Origin of the sequence: Bacteroides sp. OM05-10AA, from assembly GCF_003439055.1 — a bacterium.
In the GTDB taxonomy this organism is placed as follows: domain Bacteria; phylum Bacteroidota; class Bacteroidia; order Bacteroidales; family Bacteroidaceae; genus Bacteroides; species Bacteroides intestinigallinarum.
Genome location: NZ_QSUR01000020.1, coordinates 43,194 through 58,733, shown reverse-complemented (window position 1 = coordinate 58,733; position 15,540 = coordinate 43,194). Strand labels below are relative to the sequence as shown.

The 15,540-nt window shown below is 40.6% G+C and carries 17 protein-coding genes and 1 tRNA gene; 12 read left to right on the top strand and 6 right to left on the bottom strand.

The features are described 5' to 3' along the window. Nucleotides 1–14: 14 nt before the first annotated feature. Genes recR through DXB58_RS16090 form a run of 3 tightly spaced genes read left to right on the top strand, consistent with a single transcriptional unit; the run spans nt 15 to nt 1,650 of the window. Nucleotides 15–632, top strand: coding sequence for a recombination mediator RecR (gene recR, locus DXB58_RS16100; protein WP_122137559.1), 618 nt, complete (start codon nt 15–17; stop codon nt 630–632). Nucleotides 633–658: 26 nt separating this feature from the next. Beyond that, a complete protein-coding gene (locus DXB58_RS16095; RefSeq protein WP_122137516.1) occupies nt 659–1,117 on the top strand; it encodes a hypothetical protein in 459 nt (152 codons plus the stop codon). Beyond that, entirely contained in the window at nt 1,114–1,650 is a 537-nt protein-coding gene (locus DXB58_RS16090; RefSeq protein ID WP_122137515.1) for a GNAT family N-acetyltransferase, read from the top strand. The genes DXB58_RS16095 and DXB58_RS16090 overlap by 4 nt, the downstream gene beginning before the upstream one ends. Before the next feature lie 4 nt (nt 1,651–1,654). On the opposite strand, the gene DXB58_RS16085 is transcribed toward DXB58_RS16090, so the two are convergent. Further along, the gene (locus DXB58_RS16085; RefSeq protein WP_117933236.1) at nt 1,655–2,245 is read right to left on the bottom strand and encodes a YqgE/AlgH family protein; all 591 of its coding nucleotides are present in this window, start codon (nt 2,243–2,245) and stop codon (nt 1,655–1,657) included. A 94-nt stretch (nt 2,246–2,339) separates the two neighbouring features. After that, nucleotides 2,340–3,656: a pyridoxal phosphate-dependent aminotransferase gene (locus DXB58_RS16080; protein WP_122137514.1), complete on the bottom strand. Its 1,317-nt coding sequence runs from the start codon at nt 3,654–3,656 to the stop codon at nt 2,340–2,342. A gap of 152 nt (nt 3,657–3,808) precedes the next feature. Here DXB58_RS16080 and DXB58_RS16075 point away from each other — a divergent pair. Further along, a tRNA-Asp gene (locus tag DXB58_RS16075) sits at nt 3,809–3,882 on the top strand. Nucleotides 3,883–3,954: 72 nt separating this feature from the next. Here the strand turns inward: DXB58_RS16075 and DXB58_RS16070 are convergent. Further along, nucleotides 3,955–4,959, bottom strand: a complete 1,005-nt coding sequence (locus DXB58_RS16070; RefSeq protein ID WP_122137513.1) for a beta-ketoacyl-ACP synthase III — start codon at nt 4,957–4,959, stop codon at nt 3,955–3,957. A 281-nt stretch (nt 4,960–5,240) separates the two neighbouring features. Between DXB58_RS16070 and DXB58_RS16065 the strand changes: the two genes are divergently transcribed. Beyond that, a complete protein-coding gene (locus DXB58_RS16065) occupies nt 5,241–5,459 on the top strand; it encodes a DUF4248 domain-containing protein (RefSeq protein ID WP_117933171.1) in 219 nt (72 codons plus the stop codon). Between the two features lie 123 nt (nt 5,460–5,582). Here DXB58_RS16065 and dnaB read toward each other — a convergent pair whose 3' ends face one another. The 3 genes from dnaB to DXB58_RS16045 all read right to left on the bottom strand — a co-directional run bounded on the left by dnaB (nt 5,583) and on the right by DXB58_RS16045 (nt 8,167). Next, on the bottom strand, nt 5,583–6,974 hold the full coding sequence (gene dnaB, locus DXB58_RS16060; protein WP_122137512.1) for a replicative DNA helicase: 1,392 nt from the start codon (nt 6,972–6,974) through the stop codon (nt 5,583–5,585). Between the two features lie 8 nt (nt 6,975–6,982). Further along, the gene (locus DXB58_RS16055; RefSeq protein WP_117933175.1) at nt 6,983–7,600 is read right to left on the bottom strand and encodes a hypothetical protein; all 618 of its coding nucleotides are present in this window, start codon (nt 7,598–7,600) and stop codon (nt 6,983–6,985) included. Nucleotides 7,601–7,864: 264 nt separating this feature from the next. Further along, the gene (locus DXB58_RS16045; RefSeq protein ID WP_122137510.1) at nt 7,865–8,167 is read right to left on the bottom strand and encodes a DUF4248 domain-containing protein; all 303 of its coding nucleotides are present in this window, start codon (nt 8,165–8,167) and stop codon (nt 7,865–7,867) included. A 232-nt stretch (nt 8,168–8,399) separates the two neighbouring features. On the opposite strand from DXB58_RS16045, the gene DXB58_RS16040 reads away from it, so the two are divergent. The 7 genes from DXB58_RS16040 to DXB58_RS16010 all read left to right on the top strand — a co-directional run bounded on the left by DXB58_RS16040 (nt 8,400) and on the right by DXB58_RS16010 (nt 15,526). Continuing rightward, nucleotides 8,400–8,807 carry a hypothetical protein gene (locus DXB58_RS16040; protein WP_122137509.1) on the top strand — a complete coding sequence of 136 codons (408 nt, stop codon included), beginning with the start codon at nt 8,400–8,402 and terminating at the stop codon, nt 8,805–8,807. 112 nt (nt 8,808–8,919) lie between these two features. Then, nucleotides 8,920–9,327, top strand: a complete 408-nt coding sequence (locus tag DXB58_RS16035) for a hypothetical protein (protein WP_122137508.1) — start codon at nt 8,920–8,922, stop codon at nt 9,325–9,327. A 3-nt stretch (nt 9,328–9,330) separates the two neighbouring features. After that, nucleotides 9,331–10,635, top strand: a complete 1,305-nt coding sequence (locus DXB58_RS16030) for a DUF3440 domain-containing protein (protein ID WP_008999483.1) — start codon at nt 9,331–9,333, stop codon at nt 10,633–10,635. Continuing rightward, complete coding sequence (locus tag DXB58_RS16025; protein ID WP_008999484.1) at nt 10,632–11,174, top strand: ParB/RepB/Spo0J family partition protein; 543 nt, start codon at nt 10,632–10,634, stop codon at nt 11,172–11,174. Before DXB58_RS16030 ends, DXB58_RS16025 begins: the two co-directional genes overlap by 4 nt. A 424-nt stretch (nt 11,175–11,598) precedes the next feature. Next, nucleotides 11,599–13,413 (top strand): DUF4906 domain-containing protein, encoded by a 1,815-nt coding sequence (locus DXB58_RS16020; protein ID WP_117933185.1) that lies wholly within the window; start codon nt 11,599–11,601, stop codon nt 13,411–13,413. Nucleotides 13,414–13,431: 18 nt separating this feature from the next. Beyond that, nucleotides 13,432–14,004: a DUF3575 domain-containing protein gene (locus DXB58_RS16015; protein WP_122137507.1), complete on the top strand. Its 573-nt coding sequence runs from the start codon at nt 13,432–13,434 to the stop codon at nt 14,002–14,004. A 4-nt stretch (nt 14,005–14,008) separates the two neighbouring features. Continuing rightward, nucleotides 14,009–15,526 (top strand): DUF3868 domain-containing protein, encoded by a 1,518-nt coding sequence (locus DXB58_RS16010; protein WP_199487975.1) that lies wholly within the window; start codon nt 14,009–14,011, stop codon nt 15,524–15,526. Nucleotides 15,527–15,540 lie beyond the last annotated feature (14 nt).

Genomic DNA, 15,540 nt, shown 5'->3' with positions numbered 1-15,540 from the left:
AGCAATTATTATCTATGAACCAACAATATCCTTCTATACTGCTTGAAAAGGCAGTCGGCGAATTTTCCAAACTTCCGGGTATCGGGCGTAAGACAGCTATGAGGCTTGTCCTGCATCTGCTCCGTCAGGATACGGCTACTGTGGAAGCTTTCGGGAATTCTATCATAACTTTGAAACGTGAGGTGAAGTATTGCAAAGTGTGTCATAATATATCCGATACTGAAACTTGCCAGATTTGTGCTAATTCGCAACGGGATGCTTCCACTGTTTGTGTAGTGGAAAATATTCGTGACGTAATGGCAGTGGAAGCCACACAGCAGTACCGCGGACTTTACCATGTATTAGGTGGAGTCATTTCTCCAATGGACGGAGTCGGACCGAGTGACCTTCAGATTGAAAGCCTGGTGCAGCGGGTGGCTGAAGGTGGAATCAAAGAGGTTATTCTGGCTTTAAGTACCACGATGGAGGGGGATACTACCAACTTCTACATCTATCGCAAGTTAGATAAGCTGGGTGTGAAACTAAGTGTCATTGCCCGTGGCATATCAATTGGCGATGAACTTGAGTATGCCGATGAAGTAACTCTGGGGCGCAGCATTGTAAACCGGACACTTTTTACCGGAACAGTATAATTTTTATTAATAATTTAAGAACGAACATGGAAGAACAGATAAAACGAGCTGTTAGAAATTTGAATATTAGTTATGTTTTCTTTTGGGTACTCCCGGCTTTTTTGCTTGGGGCAGGAGAGTTTGAACTCTTTCCTGTAGGAGGTTTGGTAGATAATGCACAAGCTATCTACTATTTTGAGACAGTAGGCATTTTGCTCACAGCTTTGTGTGTACCTCTTTCTCTCAAATTGTTTAGCCTGGTGCTTAAAAAGAAAATAGACCATATGACCATCACGCTTGCTTTGAAACGATATGTGCAATGGAACATTGTTCGTTTGGGAGTACTTGAGGTAGCTATTGTAGTGAATCTTTTGTGTTACTATCTGACATTGAGCAGTACGGGCAATCTTTGTATGCTGATTGGTTTGACAGCATCACTTTTTTGTCTTCCCAGTGAGAAAAGATTACGTAATGAGCTTCACATTGCAAAAGATGAGAAACTATGAGACAATCTTTCTTAATGAACGAACGTATTTATCTTCGTGCAGTAGAACCGGAAGATATGGACATTATGTACGAGATGGAAAATGACCCTTCCATGTGGGATATTAGCAATTTTACGGTTCCTTATTCCCGTTATGTGCTTCGTCAATACATCGAAGGCTCACAGTGCGATGTGTTTGCTGATAAGCAATTGCGGCTGATGATTGTACGCAAATCTGACCAGTGCATACTCGGTACAATTGATATAACAGATTTTGTGCCCCTTCATTCGCGGGGAGAAGTAGGGATTGCCGTCCATAAGGATTATCGGCAACAAGGTTATGCTACTGATGCATTGAAATTGATTTGTGAATATGCTTTTGATTTTCTATCTTTAAGTCAACTCTATGCACATGTCATGACGGATAATAAAGTGTGTGTAAAACTGTTCACCTCTTGTGGTTTCGTTCAATGCGGAATCTTAAAAAACTGGTTGCAGGTGGAGGGTTGTTACAAAGATGCATTGCTTCTCCAATGTTTGAATCCTAAGAAATGAGATATTAATTGAGAGTAGGCACTTGTGGGAAACGTGACCACGTTTCATACTTGCTGCCTAACTTCTCTAAAGCTTTCCGCCACATATCTTTAATATTGTTTTTCATCAGATATGATTTCTCTTCCTCGGACACCAACCAAGTGTTTTCTCTGATTTCGTTGCTCAACTGTTCGCTATCCCAACCGGAATATCCCAAGAAGAAACGAATGCATTCACTGATTTTATTCCCTTGTAATATGTATTTCTTTATTTCATCAAAATCTCCATTCAGATAAAGCCCTTTACTGATAGAAATAGACCCTGGAATGTCAGATAATGTGTGGAGATAAAATAAGGTATCAGTGGCAATAGGTCCACCTTTATATAGAGGAATCTCATCCAGATATTTAAATTCCATGATGATATCATTGAGGAGTAGTGGCAGTTGCTTGTTGATAACCAATCCCATACTTCCTTCGTCCGTGTGATCGACCAGTAAAATTACGGATCTGCCAAACGTTGCGTCACGCAGAAAAGGTTCGGATATTAAAATCCTTCCTCTTGATGGTAACATATTATTCGATTGAATCTTAAATATGTCATAGTCGATATTCATGCCACTAAAGTAATAAAAAAAACGGAAAAACAATCGTTCTTTCCGTTTTTTTTCATTTTAAGAATGGCTTTTATGAATATCTGATGTCAAATAATCACGCTGTCGGATGATTTTCAGCGAATAGTTTCATTCTTTCATCCAGTTGTGCGTATTGATGGTCTTTAATAAAAGAGGTACACGCGCGCAATCCTTCCTGATGGCTTCCTGTGGTCACTAACGAGATAGCGCTTACTCCGTAGTACATCAATTCTTTCGCGAGTTCGCCACTGGTCATTCCCGGATATCCGATGGTGAAATAAAATCCGTCTGCAATCGGATCGCCCAGATCGTTGTCATATACCAGATGGAAACCGTGACGGAGGAAGATTTCTTTTAATTTCTGTGCCCTTTCGCCATATATCTTCACTTCGTTGAGGAAATTATATTGTCCTTCATTCGCTGCTTTCAGCATGGCGGCCATGGCGAACTGTGCAGAATGACTAGTTCCTGAAGAAAGCGCATAAAGCACACGGTGAATGAAAACCGTTCCGAAAGTTCCGCCACCATATCGTTTGGTCAGTCCCGGATAGCTTCGGTGGTATAGTTTATCAGAGATACAACTTACACCAATGCGTTGCCCGGCGTAACTGAATGCTTTTGAGCCGGAAATCAGCAATACGTAATTGTCCGTATAATGGGCAACCGATGGCTGGAAAGGAGATTGATACGGCTTGCTTAAATCTTGGCGGAAGTCCATGGCAAAATAAGCCAAATCCTCCAGAACAATCACATCATACAGTGTTGCCAATTCACCGATAATCCTCAATTCTTCCTCTTTCAGGCAAATCCAGCTGGGATTATTGGGGTTTGAATAAATGATGGCTGATATATTTCCTTTTTTCAGATAGCTTTCCAGTTTCTCTTTGAGTTTTTCTCCGCGGTAGTCATACACATCAAATGTTTCAAACTTTTGTCCCATTACAACCAACTGCTGTTTCTGTACCGGAAACCCTGGATCGATAAACAAAATCGTATCTTTCTTTTCATCACATTGGCTGCAAGTAAGAAATGAAGCGAATGTACCTTGCATGGAACCGGTGACAGGCACACAACCCTCCGGGCTTAAATCTACGTTGATGAATGCTTTGATAAAGTTGGATGCCTCTTTCTTTAGTTCCGGCAATCCGTTGATGTCTGGATATAGACTGGCAATGCCATTTTGTAGCGCTTCAATTTCCGCTTTCACGCCTACTGCGGAAGGAGGAAGTCCCGGAACACCCATTTCCATTTTAATAAATTCAACTCCCGATGCTGCTTCTGCTTTTGAAGCAATAGCTTTCACTTCACGAATGGTAGCTTTGGAAAAATCGACAATTTGAAACTCATTGATGGTTTCATCAATCAGATGTCGTTCAATTGGTGTATTTTTCATTCTATTTTCTATTTTATTAGTAGCTGCAAATGTACACGATAATTCTTAATAAACCCACTTTTTCAGAAAAAAGATACTGAAGCTATTGCAGGTTTCAAAAAAATATCTACCTTTGCATCCGCAATCGAGAGAGATGCTAAAGTGAATATTTTGGTGCGTTAGTTCAGTTGGTTAGAATACATGCCTGTCACGCATGGGGTCACGGGTTCGAGTCCCGTACGCACCGCACTAGGAAATAAAAAATCCTCTGATTTACTAGAAATCAGAGGATTTTTTATTTTGAAGATAGCGATTATCGCTATCTCTTTTTTCCATCATATCCCCATTTCACATAGATGGCTCCCCAGGCAAATCCTGCTCCAAATGCAGTAAGAATTAGATTATCTCCTTTTTTGAGCTTATCTTCAAAATCCCAGAGGCAGAGTGGGAGAGTACCGGCGCTAGTGTTGCCGTATCGTTCGATGTTGACCATGACCTTTTCGACAGGAACTTCCAAACGTTGTGTTACGGCGGTGATAATACGTTGATTAGCCTGATGAGGAATTACCCAGTCGATGTTGTCTTTGCTAAGATGGTTTCTTGCAATGATAGATTCACAGGCATCAGCCATGTTGGATACTGCATATTTGAATACAGTACGTCCTTCCTGATAGATGTAATGCATTTGATTATCCAATGTATAATAAGAAGGAGCACATACAGAACCACCCGCTTTAATGTGCAAGAAAGGCAATCCTTTGCCATCTGTCCTTAACACGGCATCCATAATACCTAAATCTTCAGTAGTAGGTTCAAGCATGACAGCTGCTCCGCCATCACCAAAAATCGGACAAGTTGCACGGTCGGTATAGTTGATTATTGACGACATCTTTTCAGCGCCTACAACTACCACTTTCTTATAATTTCCGGAACGGATAAAATTGGCTCCAGTCTCCAACGCATATAAGAAACCGCTGCAAACAGCTTGCATATCAAAAGCAAAAGCTCTTTTCAGTCCCAGTCTTTCACATAAAATAGAAGCCGTGGAAGGAAAGCGATAGTCAGGGGTTGTTGTAGCTACAATTATCAGATCAATATCATCCGGATTTGTTCGGGTACGTTTTATTAACTGTTTGACAGCTTTACGGGCTATGTAAGAAGTTCCCAGCCCTTCCTCTTTCAAAATTCGTCTTTCCTTAATGCCGATACGCCCCATAATCCATTCGTCGGTAGTGTCTACCATTTTGGAAATCTCATCATTGGTCAAGATATAATCGGGTACATAGCCTCCGACTCCTGTAATTACTGCGTTTATTTTTTCCATTCGTTTTATCTAGTTTTGGTAATTTGAATAAGGAGGTTCATTCGAAAATCAGAAATGCGGGCGCAAATATATGGAAAAGAGACCGAATTCCAATAGTAGTTTGTGAAACTGTAGCCTTTTTAATTAATAAAAAGGAATATTTGACCAAATTTTGTCTAATGCTTGGCAGGTGCTTTTTGTTAAAAGTAATGTGCAGTAATAGTCCGTTATTCATGAGGAAAGTATTGTGTATGTGAAAATGTTTTGTTAATTTTGTAGATATAAATCAAAGCATATCCATCATGAAAGAATTCACAATACGTGCCTATGGCCGCATGGAACTTGCATCACTTTATTCTCCCGAACTTACCGACATCGCTGCATACCGAAAAATGAAGAAATGGATCCAATTATGTCCAGGGCTTTTACAACGCTTGTATGACTTGGGCTACCAGCCTAACTGCCGCTCTTACACTCCTCTGGAAGTAAGAGTCATTATAGATGCATTGGGAGAACCTTGAAACCTGTAAAAAAGGACAGTTGAAACATGAAAAAAGAAGAGATCGTAAAGCAGCGCTTTGCATGGCCTAAAGCATAGCTTTACGACCTCTAAAGCTAAGCTTTAGACCTTACAAAGCACTATGTTATTTTGCGGATTCAGCAGTCGTATTCTTTTTCATCCAATCTATTCCGGGCACGTAATCTTCCAACTTCGTCATGCTCGGATCATGTCTGAAATAAAGCTCACGTGTTGCTCCGTTACGATGTTTGACAATATCCATTACGCCCAGCCCTTCGGTAGGGTACGTACTCTTACGGTCTGTAGTACGTCCGGAGAGGGCAGGACGGGAAAGCATTAGTACGACATCGGCATCCTGTTCGATGGCTCCACTCTCGCGAAGATCACTTAAGTTGGGACGGTTGTCCGGATGTCCTTCTACATTACGGTTTAATTGACTAAGTAGTATCACAGGTATATTCAACTCCTTTGCCAACATTTTGGCTTTACGACTGGCTTGTGCCACTTCCTGCTCACGATTTCGATTATGCTGGTCGCTTTTCATGTCACAAAGTTGCAGGTAATCGATAATGACTCCATCACATTTACCTTTGCTTTGCAGCAGTTTTGCAGAAGAACGAATGTAATCCATGCTTACGGACGGATTGTCATCAATATGGATGGGCAGACGGGAAAGTTCTGTCGATGCTTCATGTACTTGCCGTAGTTCGCTGGGAGTCAGTTGTCCACTACGAAGATGGTCAGGGTTTACTCCTGTAGTGGCAGCCAGTAACCAGCGATCTCCCAAACGCTCACCTAACATTTCAAGACTATACACAGCGATATGATAACCGGCAGAAGCGGCAGTACGTGCCAGATGCAGCGCGAATGCCGTTTTACCTACCGCAGGACGGGCGGCAATAACGATTTCCTCACCGGGTTGCCAGCCGCATGTCAGTCGGTCAAGGTCGGCAAATCCTGTGGGTAGTCCCGTAACACCGTTCTTGTTGCCGGCCACGCGGGCCTCTATCGACGTTATGGTATCCTCCATAAGCTGCAACATGGAACGGAGATGTTCGGCAGTACCACATTCATTTTCCAACCGGTCGAGGAGGGTATGGGCATCTGCCAGCGTATCGTCTATATCAGTTGTTTCATCGGCTGCCAGTGCGAGCAGTTTGTGGAATCCCAGAATTGCTTCACGACGGATATATTTCTGTTTGAGAATTCGTGCGTGATATTCCAGGTGTGCACTTGACACTACACGTGAACTGATGCGCACCAGCGTATAAAGTCCTCCTATCGATTCGAGCTTGCCACGTCGGGCAAGTTCTTCTTTTATAGTCATGATATCAATGGCCTGACCGGCATGGTACAGACTCTGCAGGGCAGCATAAATATCACGATTCGTTTCTGTATAAAACACTTCCGGTCGCAATATGCTTGCAACCAGTGTGATGGCTTTGCTTTCCAGCAGGCAGGCGCCGAGTACGATTTCTTCGAGTTCGACGTCCTGCGGGTTTGTTATTTCACTCATTTTCTTTTCTAATAATCATATTCATCCATAAATGCTTTATTTGACAGATAGGAAGCCGCCTGCATACAATATTTGATATCCGTTAGATTATCATAATACGCATCAATGTGATTCAGACTAAGACAACGTTCGTTGACAGATAGCTTTTTCCATTCCCGGCGGGCACGGCCGATATTGGTTTTAGGCTTCCGGGTAATCTCATGATATTTTTCCCAAAACGCATCGAAAGTGATACCGTCAGCTTCGGCACGGATACTTTCGCGGCGTTTCTGCCCGACCAGCAGATCGTAGTCGGGTATACGGATATGAGTGATATACGGATTAACCACCCTTTCAATAATACCTTCATCATACATCTTATTGAAAAAATACCGTGTGCGACTACGTTTCCACCCAAATAGTTCTGCCCAATGGGCAATGGAGATTACAGATTCGCCTCGTCGGCATTGAAAGGTGTAATGGTGGACGTGGCACTCTACAGTGCTATAATTGACATGGGTTAATACCAGAATAAACGCATCGAAATAACCCGTTGCACCTTTAGTCACTTTTATTTGCTCCTCGAATAAGACTTTAGGGAAGAGAAGATAGCCCTTTTTAAGCATTTCTGCCGTAGATTTAATCATGCTTTATATTGTTTTAATTCGGTGCGAAGGTAGCCCGACTGGTTGAACTGTACAATTTTCAGGTTATGAATGGCTAAATATCATAATTTTGGCTCATGTAACGATTATGCTGATTGTGTGCCAATATTTTTGAACCTTCCCGAACGCCCTCCTGCATTCTCTTTAAACGCCCTGCTGAAGGGGGAAGCCGACTTGCTATTTCTGCACATCGACCACCCCTTAGTCCATTAATATATAAATAAGAAAAGAATGTATTAAAATACATTATATCTTTTTCTTCATTTTCGGGACAGCGAGATATGAATTCTTTTTTATCATTTCAGATGCGAATGCAGGCATCCCCCAGAACCTTACAATAATGGCAATTTGCTGCGGAGTGAGTGTTGTAGTATGCGGGGTGAATCCCGCTTCCGTGAGTTGGGACAGTAATACCGCATGTTCTTTGATGGTCCGGCGGAATGCTTTCACCGCTGAACAATTATACCGATAGTTGGGAAAATAAGCTACTGCCACCTCGGACAGTACGTGGCAACCGTGAAGCAGCCAGTCAAAAGATTGATTATCCATTGTTTAAAATATTTTAGTACGCCGCAAAATTAAGACTCGTTTCATTGGATGGAAAAACCGTTTTTCTGATGCTGGTAATTTAAATGTGAAATAAGTATGAATATTTTTAAATAAAAATCTAATTATTTAAACAATCTTCTCTATATTTGCATTCGAGATTAGATTTTATATGGCAATTTTGTCGGTTAATAATCAGTAATATCAAACCATTTATATATAACTAAATTTTATAATTTTGAAAGGATTAGAAATAATAAAAGATCGTTTACAACGAAAGCGGGAACAGTACATTCATCAGGGAGAGAAAATAGAACAAATGAAGTGTACAATGCAAAACACCAGTGAGGAAATTGAGCAACTGGAATATGTGCTTAGTGAGATGGAGCATATAGAGGATGTAAATCGTGCGCCACGAGTGGTTTCAAATGCCAGGGTGGAGGAGGTGTTTGCCTATCTCTGCCGAGTGTTTGAGTTTTTGCAGCACCGTTTAAAATTGCATTTCAAATATAAATTGGCATGCGAAGTCATCTTTGCCCGCTATCAGTTTAAAAGTCGGTTGCATACTCCCGGACGGGAATATTTGAGTTTTGCCACTATACTGACTTACTTTAAACGTGAAAGAGGAATGGCGTATGGGTGATTTCAAAAATATCGAAATATAGAGATAATAGTATGAAAAACAAATGTTTTAGGAACAGAAATGACGAATTTGATATTTTTTCCTTATTTTTGTGTGTCCATTTTTGAATGATATGATGCAGATAATACGATTAAAAGGAAAAGACAAACATTTATATCGGCTTTTAGCGCCGATGGTGATGGATCCCGAAGTGATACGCGCAAACAATAATTACCCTTTCAAGACGGGCGAAGAGTATGTGTGGTTCATTGCGATTGAAGACAAAGAGGTAGTGGGTTTCGTCCCCGTGGAACAGAAAAGCCGGAAGAAAGCTGTAATCAATAATTATTATGTGAAGGCAGAAGGCACCGTACGGGAGGAAATCCTGTCGCATCTGTTGCCTGCCGTCGTTGCGGAATTCGGGCCCGAGAGTTGGTTACTCAATTCGGTCACACTGGTACAAGATAAAGAAACATTTGAAAAGTTTGAATTTGTATCCATGGACAAGAAGTGGACACGGTATGTTAAAATGTATAGATAGCTTATGGCGAAAAAGAAAATAGCAGGCACAAAGAATGTATATGAACTAGCACAAGAACGACTGAAAGTTATATTTAATGAATTTGATAATATATATGTGTCATTTTCCGGAGGTAAGGACAGTGGGGTATTGCTGAATATGTGCATCGATTATATCCGGAAGAACAATTTGAAGATACGTTTGGGAGTTTTTCACATGGATTATGAAATCCAGTATAAAATGACTATTGATTATGTAGACCGGATGCTGGAGGCCAATAAGGATATTTTGGATGTATACCGGGTATGCATCCCTTTCCGTGTGGCTACCTGCACCTCGATGTATCAATCTTTTTGGCGTCCGTGGGAAGACAGCAAAAAGAATATATGGGTTCGTTCCATGCCGAAAAAGGCAATGACCAAAGAAGATTTTCCTTTTTATAATACAACCATGTGGGATTATGAATTTCAGATGCGTTTTGCGCAATGGATACATAATAAAAAAGATGCAGTGCGCACTTGTTGTCTGATCGGGATTCGTACACAGGAAAGTTTCAATCGGTGGAGATGTATCTATATGAGCCGTAAATTCCAGATGTATCATAAATATAGATGGACTTCAAAAGTGGGGAATGACATTTATAATGCCTACCCTATTTATGACTGGAAGACAACGGATGTATGGACTGCCAATGGAAAATTCCAGTGGGATTATAATGTTTTATACGATCTTTATTATCGTGCCGGAGTCAATCTGGAGCGTCAGCGTGTAGCAAGTCCCTTTATTAATGAGGCCCAAGAGAGTTTGCAGCTTTACCGGGTGCTTGATCCCAATACCTGGGGTAAAATGGTGGGAAGGGTGAACGGTGTGAACTTTACCGGTATGTATGGTGGTACTCATGCAATGGGATGGCAGTCGGTGAAACTTCCTGAAGGATATACATGGCGCGAGTTTATGTATTTTTTGTTGTCCACTCTGCCGGAGCGGGCGAGGAAGAATTATCTCCGGAAACTTTCAGTAAGTGTGAATTTCTGGCGGACAAAGGGCGGATGTCTAAGTGATGCCACTATCCAAAAGCTGATTGATGCGAAGGTGCCGATTATCGTTATGGACAACAGTAACTACAAAACGTTGAAGAAACCGGTGCGTATGGAATATCAGGATGATATTGATATTCCGGAGTTTAAGGAAATACCCACGTATAAGCGGATGTGTGTCTGTATCCTCAAGAATGACCATGCCTGCAAATACATGGGATTCTCGCCAACAAAAGAGGAGATGAGTAAAAGAAGTCAAGTTATGGAACAATATAGAATCATAGTATCATGAGTGTAGATAAAAGCCCTGTTTACGAAGTAAAAGCAGTACCTGTAGAAAAAGTATATGCGAACGATTATAATCCGAATGTCGTAGCACCACCTGAAATGAAGTTGCTGGAACTTTCTATTTGGGAAGATGGTTTTACGATGCCTTGTGTATGCTATTATGATAAGGAGGCGGACAATTATATCCTGGTAGATGGCTACCATCGTTATACAGTATTGAAAACTTCCCAACGGATCTATAAGCGTGAAAACGGCTTATTGCCGATTGTGGTGATAGACAAGGACTTGTCTAACCGTATGAGTTCAACAATCCGGCACAACCGTGCCCGCGGAATGCATAACATTGAATTGATGTGCAACATTGTTGCGGAGCTTGACAAGGCAGGTATGTCCGATCAATGGATTATGAAAAATATCGGTATGGATCGTGATGAATTGTTGCGCCTGAAGCAAATTTCAGGACTTGCCGATCTGTTTGCCAATCGCGAATTCAGTATTCCTGATGAGGTGGCTCCTACGGAAACAGAACGCAAAACCTTATAATCTGATAGCTATATATATACAGGAATTGAACATTTTGTCATTTAGGCACAAATTATACAAGTTATCAGACTGCTTTATTGTATAAAATGGTCGTTGATCTTGCTTAATTTGTGCCTGAATTATATCTAAATGACATAAAAAACTATTAGCACATCTTGTTAGTGTGGTTTCAATAAACGAAACTCTTTTCTTTTAAATGGTGCGCATATCGCAAAAAAAACTTCCCGTCAACATTCTTCTTTTATAATGCGTAATCCCTTCGATTGTAAATAGCATTAATAGTCTTACTTCTGGAATCTGATTATCTGTATCAGAAATGAATACAATTTTGTATCTCCTTTAATATTCCGAAATTTGCAATATGAGATTTGGATAAAATTAGGTATCGCCAAGAATGAGGTGTTTAAGAGGTGTTTAAAAGGTAATGAGAGAGAGTAAGAGATATATAACTATTTTTTTCTATTTGATTCTTCTTCTATTTATGGCTGGATGCGAGCATGATGTAAGCACAATAGGTCAAGAGAATGAAGAGGAAGCACTGAAAGAAAAAGTGCAAATAGAGATTTTTGCCAGGGCAAAATCGTACTCTCTGCCTCCGACCAGAGCTTTGGAAAGTGAGGTCGGTAAAACTCCATGGATACTGGTCTTTAAGGGACAGGGTGCGGGAGCCACCTTTATAGAAGCTGTACAGGCTTTTGAAATGATAAACAAGCGATATGTGTTATTGACTAAGCAGCCTGCTGGTAACAAATACCAATTACTGATACTTGCTAATCCGTTGGATCAGTTCTATTATGGAAATGCATCTACGGGATATGATTTTAACCAGGCAGCTTTGCTTTCCAAGTTAACTCCGGGAGTGACTACTTATGGAGAAGCTTGTAGCAAGTTACTGACTAAACCATTGGGTAGTAATCCACTTACTACTGTACCGTATAGTGGAGATGAAGAGACGATTCCGATGAGTCATCGATTGGAAGTGGATCAAATAGACAATACGACGAAGATAGCCAATACTGATGGAAGTTCATTATTGCTTACCCGTGTGGTTGCTAAGATTGTCATTGTCAATAAAGCATCTAACTTTATTTTGAAGGGAGTGACCGCTGTCATGAATGTGCCCCGGCAAGGTAAATTGCATGATGCTGATGGGATATTAATGAATAATACAACCAATTTGACAGAGTATCGGTATGATGCTGCTTACTCACTTCCTGTGGTAAAAGCGGAAACGATTGCAACCGACGTGCAGAGTACAGAGAAATTCCCTATATATATGTACGAGTCCGATGTGCAGAATAATACATATCTTATTATTCAGGGTACTTATGACAATAAAGACTATTATTATAAGATGTCACTGCTCAATAGTAGCCTGCAGGCGATGGATATAGAGCGTAATCATTCATACACATTTACGATTAATAGAGCTAAAGGACCCGGCTATGATACGGTAAGTGATGCAAAAACTGCGAAGCCATCTAATACAGATCTTGATTTTGAGATTATGGTAGATGATAGTGAATCTTATGAGATCCTAGCCAATAATGATTATTATTTGGGTGTAAGCAACTCGGTTTTTATAGCCTATTACAGTGGTGAAAATATGGAGGATTATGATGCTTTTAGTGTGATTACTGATTGTACAAAGGATTTTCAGGATGCTCGAACAATAACAGATAATAAACTGGAAGTATCAGGAGCCTTTCAGTTAAGCGGGCCATTTAAAGTGCCGATAGTAACTTCCAATGGAACAAATCCGGTAATAACACCGGTAACAGTTGGAGTCACTAACCAGTTGATGGGTTATGAAGAGGGAATTGATGATAAGAAAAATGCGTATATAACATTAAAACTTGGAAACTTGGAAAAAAAAGTTCATATCAGACAAAGAAAAGCGATTTCCGCAGGAGGAAGCACACTAAAGTTTATGCCTACTAATAATACCGATCCGGTAGTAAGCGAAATAAACTATTTCTGTCTTACTGGCCAGGTAGAAGAGGGGACTGACAATCCTAAGGAGTGGATTCGTTTATACTCTTCTGTAATGCCGGAAGGACATACAGGAGAAGATCACATTATCGTAGAAGACGGGAGAATATATGTGGAAGTGTTACCTAATACAAATGCAACTCCCAGATCCGGTATTGTGCATCTAACCACCATGGCATCTGTTGGTGGGGTTAGTTTAAACTCTGTGCAACGTATAAAATTAGATATTACTCAATTAGGGCAGTAAACAGTAAATGTGTTATTAATGAAGAAAGTAAGTTTACTCATATTATTCATGCTCGGATGTATTCTTTTCGAGAGTAAGGCACAGAAAGTTGCGCTTAAAAGCAACCTTTTGTATGATGCTACCACGACCATGAACTTAGGAATGGAGCTGGGATTGGCACGTAAATGGACATTGGATATTCCAGTCAACTATAATCCATGGAAGCCTTCCGACGGCAAACGATTACGTCATTGGGGAATACAACCCGAAGTTCGTTATTGGTTTTGTGAACGCTTCCGCCGTACGTTTATTGGAATACACGGACATTATGCGGATTTCAATGTGGGAGGATGGCCTGATTGGTCTTTCATCAGCGAAAATATGCAAAAGAATCGCTATCAGGGACATTTATACGGAGGTGGTTTTTCTGTGGGACATTCCTGGATTCTGAAAAAACGCTGGAGTATTGAAGCATCTGTTGGAGTGGGGTATGCACATATTGTATATGATAAATATCCCTGTACCACTTGCGGTACGAAGGAGAAGGAAAGTAGTAAAAATTACTTTGGACCTACTAAAGCAAGTGTATCGCTTATTTATATAATTAAATAGAATGATGATGAAAAGAAATATAAGTTTTATCGTATGTATGTTAGTGGTTTGCAGCCTGAATATAAAGAATGTGATGGCACAATCCCGCTCTTATGAGGGCAACATTGCTGTGAAGCCGGTTCAACTGGAACAAAAAGGTAACTTTCTTCATATCGATATAGACTTTAGCTTGAATAATGTGAAGGTCAAATCAGCGCGCGGAGTGGATCTTATTCCCCAACTGGTATCTCCGGAACGTACGTTGAATCTTCCAAAGGTATCTATTAAAGGTCGTGATGAATATCTGGCTTATGAACGTGAACTTGCGGTAATGAGTGCCAAAGAGAAGAAGACCTATGAGAAACCTTATGTGGTGGAAAAAGGAAGCAAATGGAGAAATGATACGATTTGCTATCGGTATGTGGTGCGTTTTGAGCCTTGGATGGAAGATGCGCGTTTGGATGTGCAGCGTGATGAGTGTGGTTGTGGTGAAACTGCGTTGATGGATGTGGAGCAGTTTGATAAGGTTACGTTGGAACGTGTATTGTTGCCATACGTGGTATCACCTCAATTGGCATATTTGCAACCAAAGGCTGAAGAGATCAAACGCCGTGATATACAGGCAGAGTGTTTCCTTGATTTCGAAGTGAATAAGGTGAACATCCGTCCTGAATATATGAACAACCCTCAAGAGTTGGCTAAAATTCGCAAGATGATTGATGAGTTGAAGTCTGATCCCAGTGTAAAGGTTAACCGCTTGGACATCATAGGTTATGCTTCTCCGGAAGGAACATTGGCAACGAACAAACGCCTGTCCGAAGGACGTGCTATGGCACTCCGGGAGTATCTGGCATCCAGATATGACTTTCCAAGAAACCAATATTATATCATTTTTGGCGGTGAGAACTGGGAAGGCTTGGAAGAGGCATTGAATACCATGGAAATGGAATATAAAGATGAAGTGCTGGATATTATAAGGAATATACCTATTGAGAAAGGAAGAGAGACTAAGTTAATGCAACTTCGTGGGGGAATACCCTACCGGTATATGTTGAAATATATTTTTCCGAGTCTTCGTGTAGCTATCTGTAAAGTGAATTATGAGGTTAAGAATTTTAATATAGATGAAGCAAAAGAGGTTATTAAAAGCCGTCCGCAGAATTTAAGTTTAAATGAGATGTTCTTGGTGGCTAATACCTATCCGGTTGGTTCGCAAGATTTCATTGATATATTCGAGACGGCTGTCCGGATGTATCCGAAGGATGAGATTGCTAATATAAATGCCGCTGCTGCCGCTTTATCGCGCAATGACCTGTTATCGGCAGAACGCTATTTAGATATGGTACACTCAAATACTAATTTATCAGAATATAATAATGCCATAGGGGTACTAATGCTATTAAAAGGAGAATATGAGAAAGGAGAAAAGTATTTAAAAATAGCCTCCGAATCGGGTTTGGAAGCTGCCGGACATAATTTGGAAGAATTGGTTAGAAAGAGAACAAATGCAGCTGAAATTGAAAAGAAAAATAGGGATAAATAAATTAATTACAAACG